Annotated in this window: 1 pseudogene; it reads right to left on the reverse strand. The window is 47.2% G+C overall.

Annotation, left to right across the window (positions count from 1 at the left end):
- Window positions 1–498, reverse strand: a pseudogene (locus R7Z77_RS26615) (hypothetical protein); the annotation flags it as partial.
- Window positions 499–616: the final 118 nt, after the last annotated feature.

Below are 616 nucleotides of genomic sequence, written 5' to 3' on the forward strand. Positions count from 1 at the left end.
GAACGATAAGTGACGTTCGTATAAGCGACTAAAAGTGTCCAGCATACTTGCTAAACGCTCAAGAGATTGTGAAAAACGGCGATGATTTAAGCCCAGTTTATACTGTAAATCTTTAGGTGAAACCTCGGCCAATAGAGCATCAAGCAGTGGTTGGAGTGTGTGGGATTCTTTGTTCGGGTTCAGCAGCGTTGCGGTTTTTTGACAGCAGCGACACTTTACTCTTGGGCTACCGACGGCGGTTCTCCCGTAACGTTGCCAAGCAGGTAATCGGCATTCGCAATGAGGCAATAGCTTCAACTCAAAGGTTTGCTGTTGTAGTTGATGAGCCAATGCGAGTATCGGCTCGTTAATCAAAACCGGAGGATAAGCACCACACTCAGGGCAATGCCACGCGTCGTAGCCAAGCCGATTTGAGCGCGAATACAAACTGAGATCAGGCACGCCGCAATTAGGGCAGCCAAATGACTTACAGCCATTGTATTCTTGACGAAAAGTCATGGTGCTTATCCTTTGAGGTTATTTGTCAGAGACTCACTCTTTGACGCTGACATCCACTTGGCGACCCAGCGCCGGAACGATAACGTCTTTCTTGGCTTTAAATTGGTCAATCAATACT

The organism is Vibrio sp. 1401 (assembly GCF_033340295.1).